This is a genomic window from Massilimicrobiota sp. mt181, from assembly GCF_055420065.1.
Genome location: NZ_JBVAYN010000004.1, coordinates 130,771 through 148,526, shown reverse-complemented (window position 1 = coordinate 148,526; position 17,756 = coordinate 130,771). Strand labels below are relative to the sequence as shown.

Annotated in this window: 12 protein-coding genes; all 12 read right to left on the bottom strand. The window is 29.0% G+C overall.

Annotated features, from left to right (window positions below; all coding sequences use genetic code 11):
• Positions 1-11: 11 nt before the first annotated feature.
• The 12 genes from ACZYT4_RS04085 to ACZYT4_RS04030 all read right to left on the bottom strand — a co-directional run bounded on the left by ACZYT4_RS04085 (position 12) and on the right by ACZYT4_RS04030 (position 17,753).
• Complete coding sequence (locus ACZYT4_RS04085; protein WP_463782623.1) at positions 12-1,181, bottom strand: CDP-glycerol glycerophosphotransferase family protein; 1,170 nt, start codon at positions 1,179-1,181, stop codon at positions 12-14.
• Positions 1,182-1,195: 14 nt separating this feature from the next.
• Positions 1,196-2,239, bottom strand: a complete 1,044-nt coding sequence (locus ACZYT4_RS04080) for an acyltransferase family protein (protein ID WP_463782620.1) — start codon at positions 2,237-2,239, stop codon at positions 1,196-1,198.
• A gap of 17 nt (positions 2,240-2,256) precedes the next feature.
• Positions 2,257-3,297: an acyltransferase gene (locus tag ACZYT4_RS04075; RefSeq protein ID WP_463782616.1), complete on the bottom strand. Its 1,041-nt coding sequence runs from the start codon at positions 3,295-3,297 to the stop codon at positions 2,257-2,259.
• A gap of 2 nt (positions 3,298-3,299) precedes the next feature.
• Entirely contained in the window at positions 3,300-4,481 is a 1,182-nt protein-coding gene (locus ACZYT4_RS04070; protein WP_463782612.1) for a CDP-glycerol glycerophosphotransferase family protein, read from the bottom strand.
• Between the two features lie 19 nt (positions 4,482-4,500).
• The gene (locus ACZYT4_RS04065) at positions 4,501-7,140 is read right to left on the bottom strand and encodes a glycosyltransferase (RefSeq protein WP_463782610.1); all 2,640 of its coding nucleotides are present in this window, start codon (positions 7,138-7,140) and stop codon (positions 4,501-4,503) included.
• A 51-nt stretch (positions 7,141-7,191) separates the two neighbouring features.
• The gene (locus tag ACZYT4_RS04060) at positions 7,192-8,208 is read right to left on the bottom strand and encodes a zinc-binding dehydrogenase (RefSeq protein ID WP_463782609.1); all 1,017 of its coding nucleotides are present in this window, start codon (positions 8,206-8,208) and stop codon (positions 7,192-7,194) included.
• Positions 8,208-8,915 carry an IspD/TarI family cytidylyltransferase gene (locus ACZYT4_RS04055; protein WP_463782605.1) on the bottom strand — a complete coding sequence of 236 codons (708 nt, stop codon included), beginning with the start codon at positions 8,913-8,915 and terminating at the stop codon, positions 8,208-8,210. The genes ACZYT4_RS04060 and ACZYT4_RS04055 overlap by 1 nt, the downstream gene beginning before the upstream one ends.
• An 89-nt stretch (positions 8,916-9,004) precedes the next feature.
• Positions 9,005-10,021 (bottom strand): acyltransferase family protein, encoded by a 1,017-nt coding sequence (locus ACZYT4_RS04050; protein WP_463782603.1) that lies wholly within the window; start codon positions 10,019-10,021, stop codon positions 9,005-9,007.
• Positions 10,022-10,076: 55 nt separating this feature from the next.
• Positions 10,077-11,717 (bottom strand): CDP-glycerol glycerophosphotransferase family protein, encoded by a 1,641-nt coding sequence (locus ACZYT4_RS04045; protein WP_463782601.1) that lies wholly within the window; start codon positions 11,715-11,717, stop codon positions 10,077-10,079.
• A 193-nt stretch (positions 11,718-11,910) separates the two neighbouring features.
• Positions 11,911-14,028, bottom strand: a complete 2,118-nt coding sequence (locus tag ACZYT4_RS04040) for a glycosyltransferase family 2 protein (RefSeq protein WP_463782599.1) — start codon at positions 14,026-14,028, stop codon at positions 11,911-11,913.
• Between the two features lie 121 nt (positions 14,029-14,149).
• Complete coding sequence (locus ACZYT4_RS04035; RefSeq protein WP_463782596.1) at positions 14,150-16,813, bottom strand: YfhO family protein; 2,664 nt, start codon at positions 16,811-16,813, stop codon at positions 14,150-14,152.
• Positions 16,800-17,753, bottom strand: coding sequence for a glycosyltransferase family 2 protein (locus tag ACZYT4_RS04030; protein ID WP_463782594.1), 954 nt, complete (start codon positions 17,751-17,753; stop codon positions 16,800-16,802). The genes ACZYT4_RS04035 and ACZYT4_RS04030 overlap by 14 nt, the downstream gene beginning before the upstream one ends.
• Positions 17,754-17,756: the final 3 nt, after the last annotated feature.

Genomic DNA, 17,756 nt, shown 5'->3' with positions numbered 1-17,756 from the left:
AAAGGACTCCACTAAGAGTCCTTAAAAATCCATTCACATGTTTTTTGAGTGGAATGTCCATCACACGCACTCAAAAATCTTTGATAAAAAGCTTGACGTTGAGATTCGTTCATGTCTTTATTCTGTAAAGCTTGTATAAGCTCATCTGTATTTGTCGTGATTGCTCCATAGACATATTCATAAAAGTCAAAATAAAGGCCACGACCTCCATAACCTGTATATTCATCTAAATCATAGGTAAAATAAATAATAGGTTTATGTGTAAAATAATAATCAAAAACAACAGATGAGTAATCTGTAATCAAAATATCAGAAATAATCAATAAATCATTAATATCACGATTATTAGAAAAATCTCTGTAAAAATGATTATATTGTGTTAAGTCAGGCATTTCAACAATTCCTCTTTGAATATTGTTATAGAGGGCAGGATGCCATTTAATAATAAAAATATAATCTTTATGAAATGTTTCATATATTTTTTGAAAATCAATCTTTGAAAAATCATAATTAGCTTTAGAAACAGGTGCCCCACGATATGTTGGCGCAAATAAAATAATTTTCTTCCCTTGATAACGAGGATGTCTTTGATAAAAACTATTTTTGACATCCTCTTTATATTGATCATCAAAAAACATATCCGTACGTGGAAATCCTGTAGCTTTTATTTTCGATACATCCATATGAAAAGCTTCAGCATAACAGCTTCTAATGTCTTCACTGCTAACAATAGCTTTTGTATAAGTACGATATCCCTTATGAATAGGTCCAACATCTTCACCAGTATTTGCACGGGACCAACCAAACTTCTTAAAAGCACCAGCACCATGCCATAACTGAACAACTTCCTGATTTTTTCTCACTTGTAAATAATTGCATTCTCTTGATAAATCATCCAATAAAATATATTGAGATGTACTCAAATGATATATTAATTTGAATTTACTAATGAGTCCTCGTCTTTCTCTATGATCGCTTTTCAAAGCGACTATTTTTTTATATTTTGAACAATCTAGATATTCATAGATACATTCCAGATTCCCACCCATAACACTTCTTACATCTGATAAAAAACAAACCTTATTTTTTTGAAGTGGAAACAGGAAAATGCATAATCTATTTAAAAAAATGGATATGACAACATTTATTCCATTGAATATCTTTTTTATTATTTTTTTCATATACTCCCTCTTTTCTACATATATGTAGATTTAAAGACCTTTTTCTTCAGATAATTAGCAAAACAATTGATATAATACGCAAGAATGATTGTCGCAACAAAACATAAGCTCAAATATAAATAAGGATCCCATTCATGAATATGATAATATTGAAATAAAATCATAGGAATTCTTTGAAGAATATATATCCAAAATAAGTGTCCACCCATCCATGATAATATTTGACTATGAAAAGACAATTTCATAGATAAGAAAACAAATATTAGGCAAAACAATATAGCAACAACATTAAACATCATTAATCTGGTATATCTATATTGAAAGAAATAGATATATAAAATAATTGTCAGAAAAGTCACAATATAGTATATGATATGATATTGCTGGAAAACAACATCTATTTTTTCTTTAAAGTAAGAATACCACATTCCTGCAACATAACATAAATATGTACTACTCCAATAATTATCCCTAATCAGTGACATTATATATACATATCCTAAAGATAATAAAGTCATCAAACAAATAGAAATTATTTTTTTATGATCACATATTCGAAAGCTTAAATAGGTAAGAATATATAATGTAAATATAGCAAACATATACCATGCACTATTGCCAACACTTGTCCATCCTGTAAAAGAAAGCAAGATAGTTGGTAATGAATAGTGACGTCCGATAAAAAGATCTAAAATTAAAAATAGAATAATAGCTAAGGAAAAATCAAAAAATATTTTTCCAATACGATGAATGGGTAGTGAATCAATATATTTTTTCCCTTTATGTTTAATAGATTCATAAATACCATAACCTGAATAAAAAAGAAATAAAGCTACCATTAATTGGCCAAAATAATTCAAAACTTGAATAACAAATTGATCACCCATAGTTGTAAAATCAGCATATGTTCTCACATGACTCAAAAACACAATGATAACAAAAATGCCTTTTATAGATTGTGTATATTCTTTTGAATTGTAGTTTTGATCTAATCCTGCATAGTGAAATCTTAACGAATATATCATGACAAAACACAACAATACAAATAAGATAATCATCTTTTATGGTCCTCCTTTTAAATCCAGTGTTTTATCAAATGAATCTTTGAAAAAATATGCGCCATAAACATAGAAAATAATGTAATACCTATTGAAAGAATAGGAACAGAAAACCAAGCATTAAAGCTTAAAGAATTTATATGTAATAAATTATCTAGATGTTCAATAACAAAAGGATGAAACAAGTAAACAAATAAAGTATAATGTGAAACTTGAACAATCTTTGTTTGAAGTCTATACATAGATTGATGAATAGGAATTTTTAAGAAAATCATCAGTATTAAAATAGCTTCAACAGCTGGGAAAAAAGTCTGATTTTCATACAAAAAAGAAACTTGCTCGCCATTATATAAAGAGTATATTTGTGTCAAAATAATGCCTACAACAGTCACAAAAATAAGAACACCTATGAAATAGATTGTTTTTATATGTTGCCATTTTTCTTTTATATTATCAATATAATATCCCATTAAAAAATACCCACAATATATTCCTAAATCAAAAGAAAAAGTACTTAATAACTCCCTTATAATATCTGGTAAAAAAGGCAATGCTAAAAAAGTCGCTCGTAAGATTCCCAAAACCCATACTGCTATACATGTATATTTGAGATATTTGCCCTGCTCATAGTGGACAATGCACCATAAAACAGGCAACATTAAATAGACCCCAATAAGTGCAGGTAAATACCATAAATGAAACTCAGACGCTAATGTTTCTTCAAATAAAGTCTCTATCGTTAAATGTGAAATTCCAATACGATCAACTGCATATAGAAAAGACCAAACAAAATAAATAATCAATAATTTACCAATATTCTTTTGAAACAATTGTTTTAAGGGCATCAATTGATTTCGTGACAAAAAGAGTTTTCCACTAATCATAAAAAATAGAGGAACACAACTTCTCACAGCACTATCATAGACATTAAATGCTAACCATTCCATACTATGGACATTTACACGACTCCAATTTTGTCCAGAAACATGTAGAAACACAACCATGAAGCAAGCAAAAATTCTTAAAAGGTCAATTCTTAAATCTCTTTTTTGCCCCATTATCAATCATCTCTTCCAGAAATATAATTCCAAGTTTTTTCAGTAGAATGACCATCACAAGCGTTCATAAACTGTGCAATAAATTTTTGGCGTTTATCTTCCATCATTTCAGGATATTGGATACAATCAATCAAGTCATCCTGATTTTTGGCAATTTTACCATAAACATAATCATCAAAATCAAAATATAATCCTCTTCCACCATACTGAGTATACTGTTCCAAATCATATGCAAAATAAATAATGGGTTTATTCAATAAAACATAATCAAAAACCATAGATGAATAATCAGTAATCAATAAATCACAGACAATTAACAAGTCATTGATATCACGATAATCAGAGAAGTCTAAGAAAAAATCCTGATATCCTGATAAATCTGGAGCTTTTTGTTTACCTAAAATAATATTATTATAATACATTGGATGCCATTTAATAATCATGACATATTCATCATGAAAATGCTGATACAGTTGCTGAAAATTCAACTGACTATAATCATATGCCGCATCATTGACTTTTGTTCCACGATATGTTGGCGCAAATAAGATGATTTTTTTATCTTTCAAATTTGGATATTTTTGATAAAATGATTGCTTTGTTTTTTCTAAATAATCATGATGAAAAAAATCATCTGTTCTTGGAAAACCAGTTGCTTTGATTTTTTCTTCGCTTATCGAAAATGCTTCAGCATAACACCATTTAATAGCATCACTACTCACAATTGCTTTTGTATACTTTTTATATCCAGTATGGATAGCTCCAATTTTCTCACCATTGGTCTTTCGAGAAAATCCAAATTTTTTAAATGCCCCTGGCCCATGCCAAAGTTGAACAAGTTCTTGATTTTTTCTCACACGTAAATACGTTGTTATGGCAACCATATCTTCCAAGAGGATATAATGTGATGTCACTAAAGTATATATAAGTTTCAATTTCTGAAAAAAACTTGTTTTGATTCTACGATCCATTTTAAACATAACAACACGTTGATAATCCTGGTTTTCCAGATAATCATATATAGCTCCTAAATTGCCACCCATAACTTCCCTAGAATCTGATAAAAAACAGATTTTTTTTGTTCGAAGTGGACAAACACGGGGCAAAAAGCGAAATAAAAAGATAGTTATCTTTTTATCAGCTTTTTGATACCATTTTTTTATTTTCTTTTTCATTTTCTTCATAAAATACTCCTGTATATTATCAAATTTTGTTTTTGATTAATTCCTGATAAATTTTTTCTGAAGGATCTTGATCGACAGAAAAGAATTCTTTCATTCTCGTTAGATAAGGTTCTTGCGGTTGAAAATCATTTTCTATAATTTGTTTTAATTCCAATAATAAATGATCACTTGTATGGCATAAACATCCAAATGCATCTTCATATTTCAAATCTAAAGAACGATATGAATGTAATCCAGCCATTACTTCTTTTTCATCAGGCAAAAAATACAAAATAGGTCTTTTTAACATCACATAGTCAAATTGATATGATGAAAAATCAGTGATAAAAATTCTATATTCACTCAAATCATGTTTTTCAAAGTTAAGGTTAACATTTTCAACATCTTCAAGTTGAAAATGCTTTTGATAAGGTTTAAAAATAGGATGTAATTGAAAATCTAAAGTTAACTGATATTGGTTCAGTAACTGATTTAATTGATCTGAGTGTAAGAATTGATAAATTTGTTTATAAAAATCTGAAGCTAAAAATTCCTGATCCTTCAGAGCACGTCGATTATTAACTAAATAGCCAATTAAATATTGACGCCATGAAGGAGCAAATAAAATTTTATTTTGTGCTTCTTTTTCTTTTTGAAAGGACATTCTTGGCATTCCAGACATTATCAAATCATCTTCCGAATAATCATAATTTTGAATTAGATTCTTTTTTTCAAATTCAGAAGAAATAACAAATTTATCTATTTCTGTAAATTCCTTTGCGTACATTCTTTGAAGTGATGCATGAAGAATTCCATGTTGAAGATATACCAATTCATAATCCAGTAAATCTTTATACCAGGACATCTTTTTAAATGGCGAATATATTGATATTGAACTAAACGAAATCAGAAGTTTTTCTGCTTGTAAAAATAATTCTTTATGTTTTTTACTTTTAAATTTTAAAAGATATTTCCTTTGCTCTTTTGTTAACTTTCCATTTAAAAAAGAAGTGTCTCCATCAACAACATAATATCTTTCAATACCATCATTTTTATCAAAATCATGAATAAACTGGTAATATGCATTATCAATAACTCCAGGCGAATCAGAATATAACCAAACTTTCTTAGAATGCAATCCTAGATATCGATAATAAAGAATACCTGGAAGCTGTTTTTTAGGATAAAACAATAAAGATTTAAGCTCATATAAATAATCAGTAACAACATGACGTTGAGAAACTTTAAAAACATGGTGAAAATGATGATAAGTTAAACGATAATTCTTTAATGGAATAGAATTTTTTTTGAGTTTTTTTACAAATCCACAAAATCTATTATTCAATGCTTTTGCTAAAATCAATACATCATTAACTTTAACATAAAATTGAAACGACTTAATTTCTTGGGGATCAAATATATATTCAAATGCATAAGAATCTGCCGTTGGCATCTTTGTGTTTTTAAATGGAACTTTTGACAAAGTCAATGTTTTATGTTCTTCAAAATTCTCACCATTTCTTTTTTTACCAGTAATGATAAGTTCCTGCAATGGATAAACCTGTAAAAGAGGCGAAACAAAAGATACGAATAATTGTATTTTCCCATTTCTCATACGACTTCGATATAAGTAACAGCGAATATTCTTCCCTTCAGAAAATTCTAGACCTGAAGCTAGGGATAGATAAAATTTTGGTGAATGAATAGACGCGTTGACTTTTGAACCTTTCCATCGCAGTAAATATAATTTTGTAAAAATATCAGAAGATAAATATTGGACAATAACTTCATCATCAATTTTTTGTAAAATATGAAATATCCTCTGTTTGGCCATTTCTAAATCTTTTCCTTTATAATGATAAGGTATTAATTGATCCTGTTTAATTCGCCATCCAAAGGTATTGATAACTAAAGTTTGAACATATTTAGGTATTTGTCCATTTTTTTGAAATTTCTCCAATAAAGCTTCATTATAACCCATAATATCTTCAAAGCAATAATATGGATTGTTACGTGTTTGTGAAACACTGGCACCATGTCTTCTATAGTAATATTTAGCTTTTTTTACAAAACCAAGCTTATTCTTTTTCATCAATAGGCATGTGTCAAAATTTTGATCTTCAGATAATTTCATTGAAATATCATATAACTGATTATTTTCAAACTCATTTTTAAATATAATATTGACTGTTGACTGATTTAAATATGGGTATTGATCAAGATCATAAATCCCTGTCCCTTTATCATATTTTTTGGGACTATAACGACTATGTAATAAGATTTTTCCATTTCGATCCCAATATATCGGATAAGTGACAAGATCAACTTCATGATAATGCTTGTCAAAAAAATCAATCAAATTTTTTATCGTCTGATGATCAAGATAATCATCAGAATCTAATAACATAATGTATTTTCCTTGTGCTTTTTTTATACCAACATTTCTTGTATCTGAAACACCTGTGTTTTCTTTATGAATATAGCAAATATTGTGGTATTGTTGAGCTAGTTTTTTACAGATATCATGACTATGATCAGTTGATCCATCATTAATTAATAATATTTCAATTTGTGATACATCCATATTTTGATTCTCAATTGATTTTATACATTCTTCTATATAATCTTGATTGTTATATACTGGAATAACCACTGTTACAAGATATTTAAAATGATCCATTCCTATCCTCCTTAATCAAATTAAAATAAAGACAAGATACAAAATCTTGTCTTAAATGTCCCATTTCATAACTGTCTTGAAATCATTATTTAAATCATCTTCAAAAGCTTTATGCATATCTTTAATAGACTGAACAACAACTTCTTCTGAGATAATCGTTGATAAATATTCACAAACATCTGGATATGTTTCCATTAATTCGACAGATTTCTTAAAATCATCATAATTACTACGACTATTACCTAAAAGTGTTAATCCCTTCTCTAAAACCATACGTGTATTTATTCCTACAGGTGTTTCACTTACTCCCATTAATGTAATAGAACCCTGTGGTTGAATATAATCTATAATTTGATTAATGGCAGCTTCACTCCCTCTACCACCTACACATTCAAAAGCATGATCAACTCTTAAATCACTAGGAATATTATTAATAAGATATGTTTCATCGACAAATGAAAAATAAGCCATCTTGTGTTCTTCAACACCAAACACAATAATCTTTGTATCTGGATATGTTTTCTTTAAAACCAATGCGGAAATAAATCCCAAATTCCCATTTCCCCAAATACCAATCACATTTTTTCTAGCATTTGCAGATTTTTTAAAATTTTCTACAGCGTTCATGACAACACTTGTTAATTCTAACAAAACTGCAACCCTTGGTTCTATTTGAAATGGAATAATCAAATCTCTACGCATACTTACGACATTTTGCATAAAACCATCAAAACCACTTGCTCTAAACTTGCTAGAACGGAGATAGTTTTCTTTAATAATATCATCATGTTCCATTGGAGTGTTTGGAATCATGACAACATTCGTTCCTACTGGATATTCTCCTTTAGGATCATAAACAACTTCACCAACAGATTCATGAATTAAAGCCATAGGTAATTTTTGTTTCATAATCACACGCCCACGACTTCCTGTATAATATCTTTGATCAGCTGCACAAATAGATAAATATGTAGGTCTCACAATAAGATTTTCATCATCTATCTTCAAATCCACAAAATCTGCACGAATTTGTTTTGGAGCAATTAATCTATATGCCTGATTAATCATTATTTATCACCTTCCACTAATCCATTGGCAACTTTTAAATCATGTTGAGTTGTAATTTTCATATTATAAACTTCACCACGTACAAGGTGAACTGGTGTTCCTTTAATAACCAATGCTTTACAAGCATCTGTTAAAATATTTTTTTCATCATCAGTCAATGATAAAAACAAGCTTTTTAATAATTTAATATTAAAAGATTGAGGAGTTTGTCCTTGATACATTTCGCTTCTCACCGGAATATCTGTAATCACTTTTCCATCTTGAGAATGAACAATTGTATCAAATGCTTCTACAACTGTATCAACAGCTCCATATTTTAAAGCTCCGTCAATATTATCATCAATAATTCTTTGTGTTAAGAACGGACGAACTGCATCATGTGTAATGATGATATCATCATCATTTAATCCAATTTGATTTTCAATATACTGAATTCCATTCATAATCGTATCATTACGTGTTGCACCACCAGCAACAACAACAACCTTATCAGTTACAATATGATATTTCTTTAATGTATCTTTTGTATAAGCCATCCATTGTTCTGGACAACAGATAATAATCTTTTCAACTCTTTTATTTAAAATAAACTGTTCTACAGTATGAATAAAAATAGGTTTATGACCTAACTTTAAAAATTGTTTAGGCATTTCTGTATTACCCATTCTTGTTCCTTTACCACCAGCTAATATTTCTGCATAAATCATAGTTTACCTCCATTCATAACTATACATCTCATATTGTAACCTTTAATAATTTTAAAGTCAATGAATATAAACATTATCTTAAAATCTTGTTAAAAACATGTAAATTGAGTTTTCTTTATCAAGTGATACATTCCATCATATATATTCATCCACAATTGATTCAGATAATGATAAATTTTTATAATAATAGGATTATAGGATAAGAAAAAGATAATTATACCACCGATAAAAACAATAGATTGTCCTTCCATGCTAACAGGCCATGATGGTATAAGCAAACGCATCACTCTAATCCAATAAGTATGGAAAATATAAATACCTCCTGTTTCTTGTCCAATATGAGATAAGACCATTGAATGAGTCGGTAAAATTTTTAATAGACAGCATGAAATCACAACTGTCAAAACACAATTCAATATTCTTATTATCATACCTGTAAGTAATGAGACATCATAATTCTGATATGGACTATCATTATAAAACAATGAAACTCTCATTAAATCGTTTTGTGTTAAATAAATCATCATAAAAAGAATAGCCAATATAATCATCCAAGAAAGTTTAAATGATAATTTGTCTTTAACCAATTGAAGATGGTGAGGTTGACAATGATATCCACCTAAAAAGAAAGGCAGATACACAAAAAATCTAATAATAACATCATTTTTTATAAATGGAAATACGCTAATAATCAATGCCATAATCACTGATATTATCATATGGAAAGGTATTTTGATGATATATTTTAAGAAAAATCTATAAAAAAACATCACTAATAAAAACCACATTGACCAAGATGGGTTAATCACTGAGAAATCAGTTGATCCAGTTAATATATTCTTGAATGTATATGCTAAAAAATTAAAAAAGAAATATGGAAAAAAATAGTTTCTTATAGCAGTATGATGGGCTTTCTGATCATTTTTAGAAAAATAACCTGATACAAAAATAAAAGCTCCCATATGAAAAACATATATAAATGCATAAATTCCTTTTAAAATATAATTATCATCAATATAGCTTTCCAATACATGTCCAATAACCACACATATGATTAATAATGCTTTAAAATTATCTAGCCAAGCATTTCGTTTTATTTCACTCACTTCAATCACCTTTACATATTATTTATTTTATAGAAAAACAAGATGATTTTGACATCTATCTTGTTTCAATTTGACCTAAAATCAACTGGTCAATAATACGATCTGTTGATTTTCCATCAGTATATTTAAAATTCTTTTTCACAAAAGATTCTACTTTTTCTAGTTCAAAATCCTCTTTTTCCAATGCATCTACCAATTGTTCAAAAGTTCTCACAATTTTTCCAGGAACCATTTCTGAATATGGTTCATAAAAACCACGATCTGCTTCATACTTCATTCTATCAAAAGCATAAAATAACATTGGCTTATGGAACAACGAAAACTCATAAATAACAGATGAATAATCAGTTATCAAAATATCTGTAATAAAGAGCATATCATTAATTTCTCTAAATCCTGAAGCATCAATAATAACATCTTTATATTTTTCTGGAATTTGTAATGGCGTTTTAACAAATGGATGCATCTTGATTAACATAACACTTTTTGTTTTTAACAAATAGTCACCAATCAAATCAAAATCTATCATATCCATTGGAAAAGATGCTGTTTTCGCATTCACCCCTCTAAATGTTGGTGCATACATGATGACCTGAGAAGCCTGTCGACATTGCGGAAAATAATCTAACACCTGAGGAACGATTTTCTTTTTATATTCTTCATCGAAGAAAATATCCGTTCTTGCAATGCCAATAGGCACAATTTTTTTCTCATCCATGCCAAAAGCCTCAGCATAATGTTGAGCCGATAATTCACTACTAACAGTCATATATGTATAACATTTATGAACATGTGTATCAAATAATGGTGCTCCAGGTTTTCCAATTCTTTCTAAACCAACTGTCTTAAAGGCACCACAAGCATGCCATAATTGTATAACCTTTACATGATCCAAAAATTTAACAAGATAAATTTCTGGTTGGTAATCATCAACAATCACTATATTAGCTCTTGCAAGTTTGTATGTAAAAGTAAATTTTTTCAATAAAGAGCGATATGATTTAATACTATCTTTATAAGAAAAAGAAATCTTAAATTGTTTATCTATTCCTCTTTCCACCATACGATCATAAACAAATTTTTCATTACCACTAATAGAAGATCGTGATGACGAAGTCAATAAAATTCTGTTTCCATGAGGCGAATTAAAACATTTGAAAAAATCAAACATTTTCACAAAAGCCCATTGTCTTAAATTTTTCAGTTTTGTTTTCATGATTTTTTTTATTTTTTTTCTTAATGTCAATGGTTCAGGTGGTTTTTTATAAACAATCTTTAAATAATATGATAAATTATCCTGATCAATTTGGCTTTCTACATGATAATAATGTTGTGGTTCTCTATCAAAATAAGCATGGTATTGATTTGTCATATGATATGTATTTTCTTGAATTCTTTGAATAAGTTCTTGTGTTGGATGCACTTCATGATTCTTTTGTAAACTATCAACTCCTACTAAATACCAATCTCCACTATGAATAGGATATTGATGATCTAGAGACATTAAATTAAATGAAATAACAAATTGATTTTTATTCCATTCTATATGAGCTATTTCTAATCTATCATTTGTAATATAATCACGTATCAAAAATTTCTCGATTTTTAATTCAGGATTTGTATTCTCCCCTGATATTTGAACTATAATACGTTTAATTTTTATATCTGTAATTATTAAACTTTGTTTATTATCCATTTTAAAACTCCTTTTCATATTTTTAACAAATACTTAACAATAAAAATACCATTTTCTTTATATTTTTTCAACTTCATTTCAATTTTATTTCATATAACCAATCAGTATCAACATTGTATTCATCAACTATATATAAAAGGTTGTTGACTATTTTATCAACAACCTCAGAATATATTCAATATGATTTTCTTTTTTAAATATGTCTTTTTATATACCTAATCCATGTACTTGGCTTTAAACGATTTAGCTTTCTTCTCAATTCTTTATTTTCCTGACGTAATTCTTTGATCATTAAACCACGTTCATATTTCTCATCAAAAGTTATTTGTAATCTTTGTTGTTTTAAAATCAGTTCACTCTTGATATTCCCAGGTGTTGCAACAAGAATTTTAAAATGATACATTTCATGTAAATCTAATGCTAAATAGGACATTTTTTCTGCTTTATCTAATCTTGCATATATATCTCTAGCATTTGTCAATAAACGTAAGATCATATCAAAAATAGGCTTTTGTTCTTCATTAGAATAATTTTCAAAAACTGATATCTGCTTAATCAAATCCGCATATGCTATATAATACCCATAAACATTTTGAAAACTTTCTTTTTTTGTCATAATTGAATTATGACGATATCTTCTTTTGAAATAGTCTTTATGAATATAACCAACTTTTTTTGATAAAATCATATTCATAATGGTGAATGCATTATCTTCATGCAACACCCCCTCATGAAAACGCAACTGATGTTTCAAGATATGCTCTCTTTTCATCAATTGCAAGCATGCAGAAGCCTTAAACTCATCATGCTCGCACATTCTTTGGAACAATTCAATACCAGTACAAACATTTGGATAAACACCTATCCTGTGATACTGATTAACCAAATTCTCATCAAGACTATCTATATCATCACTAAAACATGATGCATCAAAGAAAACAGAATCAAGATGGTTGTTTGAAGCAAATTCATAAGTTTCTTTAAGTGCATGACTATCTAAAATATCATCCCCATCCATAAAATAAACATATTCCCCTATAGCTTCCTTAACACCATGATTTCTCGTTGCTGATAAGCCCATATTTTCCTGATTAATGATAGTGATTCTTTGATCTTGTTTAGCAAATGTTTTCACAATATCAATTGAATGATCTAGCGAACCATCAATAATACAAATAATTTGAATGTTTTTTAATGTTTGAGAAACAATACTTTCTAAACAATCTTTTAAATACTTTTCAACATTATATATGGGGATAATCACTGATACTGCACAAGAATCAGTAAAGCTTGCTTTTTTGATAATTTGATAACAATCTTTTATTTTCTTGTTTTTTTCTAAAAGTTGTGATTGTTTGAGGATATATTTTTGTCCTTTTACAAAATAATAATCATTGATATTGATATAAAATGATTCTGGATATTCTAACAAATGCATGGATGTATATTTTTCTTCTCCTAATGCTTGAATAATTTGTTTTTTAGCTTCCTCATGATGTGTCGTCTTTAAACAATAAACAGTACTTGATAAAGCAACTCTAACAAAACATCTTTCAACTTCTGTATAAATACCTCTTGTCTTTAATTCATCATAAATAGCTTTATAGGCATCAATAAAACAACAAGGATGTTTTTCTTTACGACTTTGTGTATTATTCTTTAAACCCACACGGTAATTCACAAAATCAGCATCAATCCATGTTATTCTTTCTGCTATAGCCATGGCTGTTATTGTAAAGAAAGCATCATTTGTGTTGGGTATAGATTGAAAACGTAAATGTTCATTGATTACAAAATCTTTTGAAAAAGCTTTTGTCCAGGGAGCAGGTGATGTCAGACATAAAATATCATCTGGGAAATCATGGCGATTAAAGACATCCTTTCCTTCTAGCTTCTCTCTTCTCAAATAAGTCGAAACCTCAATATATTCTCTTGTTTGTTGATGATATTGTCTTGCTCCAAAAAGAACAATTTGTGCTTTCGTTTCTTGACCACGTAAATATATTTTTTCAAGCATATCTTTTTCAAAAAAATCATCTGCATCTAAAAAAAGAAGATATTCCCCTCGAGCTATATCTATAGCTTTATTGCGAGCAACTCCAGCGAACTGATTTTGCTGATGTAAAACAATCATTCTGGAATCCTTTTCTTTGTATTCATGCAAAATATCTAAAGACATATCTGTAGAACCATCATCAACACAAATCACTTCAAATTCTTGTAAAGTTTGAGAAAGTAAACTATTTAAACAATCTTTTAAATAATCCTCTACATTATATACTGGTATAATCACTGACACTTTCACACACATAAACTGACTCTCCTCAATTTTAGAATTAACAACTTCATGTTAAAATATGCGTATGAATTGAAAATGAAACTTATGTTAAGTTTATGTATAGAAAAACAAGATGAACTATTTTTCACCTTGTTTACACATTTTGATATTTACGTTTTTTAAAAACAATAGCAAAAGTTGCCCAGCCAACAGTTGATAAAATAAGACCCACTTTTAATCCTGGAGTCACATATCTGAGTTCGATTTGATGCTCTCCAGCCTCTAATGGAATTCCCATATACATTGTATTGACACGATATAAATCAACTTTTTGACCATCCACATATGCTTCCCATCCTTTATTGTAAGGGATGGTTAAACATAATAATTTATCTTTTTCTAAAGAGATAGTCCCTGTCACCTTATTTGTTCCTATCTCAATATTTTCTAAGGTATTTTCTTTGAGCTTTTCAACATACTGCTGATAATACTCCATTGATTGATAAATAATCTGCATACCTTGAGCTTGATATGTTCCTGTAGATGGAAAAGTAATGGTAATTTCTGTTGGCCCTTCTTCAACATATCCCATATTTAAAAGATACTCAGTTGTTCCTTCATAATAAGAATTATAAGGCGTTCTGACAACAAGAGTTCTTTGCGTGTGATTGCGATTATTTGATACCTTAACGTTTACCTTATCACGTCTTGCTGTGGGCGTTAAATATTGAAGATTCGCAAAATAAGTATAAAATTCTCCAGCTGCCTGCTGTGGAATCTTAATCTTTAATTTTGCATTTTTTTCTTTAACAATCCATTGATCTCCTTGTACTTCCATCCCTTGCCAATCTGTTATTTCATAAGATATCTTTTGACTGGATAATTGAGGAGAAGCAGTGAATGATGAAGAACTATCATCATTGATGACAGCCATTTGAAGAAGTGCTTCCTGCTTTTCTATAGCAGATAAAGATTCATAAGTTTGTAAATCCATCGTCTGATCATAGGTATACCCTAACGGCAAAGCATATTGATTTTCATAAAGCTTCAATTGATCCTTTTGCTGAATCAATGTATAACCATAAGGCACATAACCTTCCTTTTCATCAGGCGCAATAAAATATTTTGCTGAAGCCAAAGTATTTAAAAATGTACGATAATCCACCCCAGTATACGCTGAAGATAAAGCATTAACATTCAACATTTCTTTAAAAAATTCACTGACATAACCATTACCTAAACTATAAAAGAAAGTTAGTGAACTATGATGAGACTGTAAGCCTGCATTACGCATCCATTTTTCACCGAAAGAAACTTCATCAATACGATAAAACTCTGAATTATCAAGTAGCTCTTCAAAACTATCATAGCGCGTATGTGTCAAAGTCTGATAACCTTTAGAAAAAGGATGGAACTCATTAACATAATGCATATAAGGTGAATCGTATTTCAGTCTGGCAGTCACACAAACATTGATAATCACTAAAAATAAAAGAGAACAATATACAAACGATTTAATCGGTAAATGAAATTGCTTATGACAGATCATAGCAATCAATAAGATAATCATCATAAGAACTAAAAAAGCAATAGAAATGAGATGTGTTTCCAAAAATTTTTGAGGAACATATAAAATAATTCCAATATAGACAAACATAATAACAAATAAAGTCACGAACTGATAAACCTTTAATGTATAAAGCTTTGGAAAGACACATACAATAATATAAGCAAGTAACATGGAATAAGCAAAAATCCAACGATTTGTAATGTATGAGAAACCATTCATGACAGATCCAAAAAAAGGCATACACAGACCAATTGTCAAAACAATAAATGCAATCTTCAAAGAACGATGTTGTTTATCTAAAAACAACATAATTGTTGTAATAAAAATAAGTGATGTATACATTGTCTGACTCCAATATTGTGCAGAATGAACGGACATATTAGAAAAGAAAATTTGAAAATAATAACGCAAATGATAAAACAACGGAATATAAACATCACTTTGACTTCTAGAAGTTCCAAAAAATAAAATCAATACTGGTATCAGTATAACAGCTGACATCAGAACTCCCATAACTCCATATAATAAAAACTGTCCTAATCTCTTTCCAATATTTTTTATATAGTGATCATGATGATAGTCAAAAAATCTTATGATACAGTAAATGACGACAACCATACATAAAATATAGAAAAAATAAAAATTACTTATAACTGATAAAAAAACACTAAAAACAAATAATATAGGCGAAGACTTTCGATATATTTTCTCAACACCTATCAATAATAACGGAAGATATATCATTGGATTGATAAAATAAGGATGTCGAACACTCGCAACGAGTGCATATCCACAGAAAACATAAACAATAGCCCCTAAAATACTATAAGCATAGGCATGTTTCATGTAACGACAATACCAAATAAATGTGAATCCCGCTAAATATAGACGTAATATTATTAAAAATTCATATAAATATTCACAATAACGGGAAGGGACAAAAATAGATAATAAATTCAATGGATCACCAATACAATAATAATGCAATGTAGAAATAATATCGGCTCCATATCCCATTGCAAAATCCCACATTGGAAATTCAAAATGAGTGACTATGTATCTTAAATATCTTCCAAAATACATTAATGCATTATAGTGTTGAACAAGTCCGTCTTTAGTCTCACCAACCCATATAAATGATTTTTTTGCTAAAATAAATGAGATAAACACTCCTAGACATGTCAAAAGGAAAAGACCTGTATAACATAAATAAGGATGCTTAGAAATCCATTGTTTAATGTGCTTCATGGTGTTTCCCCTTTGATTGATAAATTTGTTTAATCAGATAAACAGGTCTGTTTTTAGATTCTAAATAGTTTTTAGATAGATATTGTCCTAAAACACCAATACATAACAATTGGATTCCCGCTGTTAAAAGTATTAATGATGCTAAGGTTGGAAAACCAGCAACAGGATCTCCCCAAATCAATGTTTTAATAACAATCGTTGCTAGAAAAACAATAGATATTAAAAAGAAAAGAATTCCTAAAACAGAAGAAATCACAAGTGGCACTGTAGAAAAGGCAACAATCCCATCAACGGCATAAATAAATAGTTTCCAAAAAGACCATTTAGATGTTCCAAAAGCACGTTCCTCTACCTGATAGGGCATATAATAAGTCTGAAATCCGACCCATGAGAAAATACCTTTAGAAAAACGGCATTTTTCAGGTAGTGAAACAATAGCATCTACAACCTTTCTTTTCAAAAGTCTAAAATCACTGGCAGATTGAACAAATTCTACTTCTGTCATTTTATTAATTAAACGATAAAAACAATCTTTGAAGAATGTCAATATTTTTCCTTCATGACGCACTTCCTGATATGCAGCAACTTCATCAATATTAGGATTATTCTTCAAAATATCTAACATTTTTAAAATATACTCTGGTCTCTGTTGAAGATCCGCATCAATAATTGCAACGTAATCTCCTTGTGAAGACTCTAACCCTGCTAATAAAGCTGCTTCTTTCCCAAAATTTCTTGAAAAATCGATAACTTTTATTTGATAGTGACTTTCATCTGAAATCTTTTGTAACTTCTTTAAAGTCTGATCTTGACTTCCATCGTTAATGAAAATCAATTCTGTTTCCGGCATAATTCCCTCTAAAACACGTGTACATTCCTGATAAAATAAAGGGACATTTTGTTCTTCATTATAACATGGTATAACAATAGATAATAACATTTT

Excerpts from the sequence above, each read along its gene's own strand:
- ACZYT4_RS04085 (WP_463782623.1), bottom strand. The coding sequence starts at position 1,181 with ATGAAAAAAATAATAAAAAAGATATTCAATGGAATAAATGTTGTCATA.
- ACZYT4_RS04080 (WP_463782620.1), bottom strand. The coding sequence starts at position 2,239 with ATGATTATCTTATTTGTATTGTTGTGTTTTGTCATGATATATTCGTTA.
- ACZYT4_RS04075 (WP_463782616.1), bottom strand. The coding sequence starts at position 3,297 with ATGGGGCAAAAAAGAGATTTAAGAATTGACCTTTTAAGAATTTTTGCT.
- ACZYT4_RS04070 (WP_463782612.1), bottom strand. The coding sequence starts at position 4,481 with ATGAAGAAAATGAAAAAGAAAATAAAAAAATGGTATCAAAAAGCTGAT.
- ACZYT4_RS04065 (WP_463782610.1), bottom strand. The coding sequence starts at position 7,140 with ATGGATCATTTTAAATATCTTGTAACAGTGGTTATTCCAGTATATAAC.
- ACZYT4_RS04060 (WP_463782609.1), bottom strand. The coding sequence starts at position 8,208 with ATGATTAATCAGGCATATAGATTAATTGCTCCAAAACAAATTCGTGCA.
- ACZYT4_RS04055 (WP_463782605.1), bottom strand. The coding sequence starts at position 8,915 with ATGATTTATGCAGAAATATTAGCTGGTGGTAAAGGAACAAGAATGGGT.
- ACZYT4_RS04045 (WP_463782601.1), bottom strand. The coding sequence starts at position 11,717 with ATGGATAATAAACAAAGTTTAATAATTACAGATATAAAAATTAAACGT.
- ACZYT4_RS04040 (WP_463782599.1), bottom strand. The coding sequence starts at position 14,028 with ATGTGTGTGAAAGTGTCAGTGATTATACCAGTATATAATGTAGAGGAT.
- ACZYT4_RS04035 (WP_463782596.1), bottom strand. The coding sequence starts at position 16,813 with ATGAAGCACATTAAACAATGGATTTCTAAGCATCCTTATTTATGTTAT.
- ACZYT4_RS04030 (WP_463782594.1), bottom strand. The coding sequence starts at position 17,753 with ATGTTATTATCTATTGTTATACCATGTTATAATGAAGAACAAAATGTC.